Raw genomic sequence first — 2,177 nt, 5'->3', positions numbered from 1 at the left:
AGAACGAAAGATCCCTTGATAGGTTTCCCATGCCTTTTGATTGAGAGGTCTATCAATCCATAACCGCTCTTTTCGTTCATCGGGAAAGACCAGCATCTGGAACCGTTGGAGCAAACCATCATCATTTTTCCCATGAAGAATTTCTTTAATGAAAGGAATAATTCGTGAAGGTTGAATGCCTCCTATAATGGAAACAGTTGCATTGGGGATATAAATGGTTCCACGCCCAATTCGGTCATAGCTAAATCCACCGTATCCATTAAAAGCTTTCAAATAAAAACCACGGTCTGATTGATATTCCTTTCTTTCCATATCTGCTAAAAAACCAGACAACTCATCACGAACCATTAAGAGACCACGGGGGTTTTCTTTTAACAATTCCCCAAGCTTTTCGACCGTGACATCATCATTTTTACGAGTAAGAAATTAATTAGTGTGCAAAGTGATTATGCAATCATATTAGTAACATTAGAAAATAATAATTTGCTTCAATTACCAAATAAATAAAAATACAGTTGATTAGGGAAATTTTTGCTTTGTATGAAGCACACGTAAAATACGCACAACGCCATTTGAAATATCATAAATCATGATATAATTTGGATGTACAATAAGTTCACGTGTATTTACAATTCGTCCTAAACGACCAAGAGTAGGAAGTTTGACAAGTTTTTCTACCTTTTCAGATAAAAGTTGATCAAACTTTAAGGCAGCAGAAGGATTATCTTGTGATATGTATTCACGGATCTTCTTGCGGTCAACGTGTGCTACTTGTGTCCAAATTAGCTTCATAAAGTTGATTTATCTAGTTTACTTTGTGTTTTTAAGCGCCATTCCTTTGCTTCTGCTTCGATTTCTTCAGAAGATATTATATCGCCTGCATTAGCAGAATTTATTCCTAATTGAACTTGTTCCCGAAACCATAAATCGTGTGCAATTTTTTCTTTTTGTTCTTTTACAATATCGCGCATATAATCCCGCAACAATTGTGCACCAGATCTATCGCACGCCTTTGCTGCTTTGGAAAATTCATTTTTTAATACATCATCAACGCGAAAGGTAAATGTTGTTTCAGCCATTTTACCGCCCCTTAATGTGTTACAAAGTAGTTCTAATGTAATACATTTTTACTATTTCTTCAATAGCTACTGTTAGAATAGATATTTTATATCTATTTTGCATTTTCATAGACTTGAAAGGGACGCCCATAAATTCACGGGCTCTGATAACAAACCAGACAGTAAGGAAAGACCGGTTTCAATGCCTTCACAAATGACCAGATGTTTTGGATTGTCTTGGCTTAAATGCACAGCACCGCCCATAACAGACCCCAACATGGCTTTTGCTGGTCTCTGATCTGTTTTGCAGCCATTGGCTTTTAAAAAGGTTCTATGAATGGCAAAGGAACCAGCCCCCTTAACAAGCGCAACAAACGCGGGCAGTGTCATTCCTAAGGGGTGCGGACATTTGTCGTGAAACGTAAATCAGCAGGCAATTCACATGTGATCCCCCGATTGCGTAAATAGGTTTCTGCTAAAGTATCTTTGATCGGTTGGCTTTGTTGCCAAATTGCTTGTGCTCTTTCTCCTTTCTGTTTTGAGAAAGAGAGCGTATGATCATAAGCTTTATCAACAAAGGCTTGTTTCCCCAGCAAGCCAATTCTTCTAAGTGCTTGTATGATCTCTCTAAAAGAGCAGCCAGCATAACAAGTGAGTAAGAGACGCCCATCATGTCCATTGGCAAGGGATAAGCTAGGCAATTGATCATCATGGGCTGGACAACGGGCACTTCCATAATGCCCATACCAAACCCCACGCAAGGCATTTGTGATGCCCTGAGCATTCGTAAAAGATAACATGTTTTTTTATCCTATGAATATTGCACCATAGGACGGATTTTGCTATTCATTCTTTGAGTGAAAATGGAAAGCCTTGTCCGTCCTTACGTGACAAGGTTTTCTTTTATGCGACGTCGTTATAACGTTGCTGTTTGGCTTGCTCGATTACATTGATAAGATCCGATTGTAACCAGCGCGATAAAAAACCAAATTTTAAAGGTTTTGGGAGAGAGCCATTGGTCACATGACGGCGGAATGTTGAAACACTCATATGAAGCAATTTTGCACTTTCACGGTCAGTTAAAAGAATATCGTTTTCTGTCATTATAATTTCCTTTCA

The 2,177-nt window shown here is 38.4% G+C and carries 3 protein-coding genes and 2 pseudogenes; all 5 read right to left on the bottom strand.

The genetic code is table 11. The annotated features are described in order from the left end of the window. A pseudogene (locus tag PVV68_RS10150) lies at nt 1-408 on the bottom strand (DUF3987 domain-containing protein); the annotation flags it as partial. A gap of 111 nt (nt 409-519) precedes the next feature. Beyond that, complete coding sequence (locus PVV68_RS10145) at nt 520-792, bottom strand: type II toxin-antitoxin system mRNA interferase toxin, RelE/StbE family (RefSeq protein ID WP_004856836.1); 273 nt, start codon at nt 790-792, stop codon at nt 520-522. Then, nucleotides 789-1,079, bottom strand: coding sequence for a CopG family ribbon-helix-helix protein (locus tag PVV68_RS10140; protein ID WP_273721954.1), 291 nt, complete (start codon nt 1,077-1,079; stop codon nt 789-791). Before PVV68_RS10140 ends, PVV68_RS10145 begins: the two co-directional genes overlap by 4 nt. Before the next feature lie 111 nt (nt 1,080-1,190). Next, nucleotides 1,191-1,858, bottom strand: a pseudogene (locus PVV68_RS10135) (hypothetical protein); the annotation flags it as partial. A gap of 103 nt (nt 1,859-1,961) precedes the next feature. Then, nucleotides 1,962-2,162, bottom strand: coding sequence for an AlpA family transcriptional regulator (locus tag PVV68_RS10130; RefSeq protein WP_004856846.1), 201 nt, complete (start codon nt 2,160-2,162; stop codon nt 1,962-1,964). Nucleotides 2,163-2,177 lie beyond the last annotated feature (15 nt).

This window comes from Bartonella sp. ML69XJBT, from assembly GCF_028618515.1.
In the GTDB taxonomy this organism is placed as follows: Bacteria; Pseudomonadota; Alphaproteobacteria; order Rhizobiales; family Rhizobiaceae; genus Bartonella.
The sequence above is the reverse complement of the archived record's forward strand: the minus strand, read 5'-3'. Positions and strand labels throughout refer to the sequence as shown.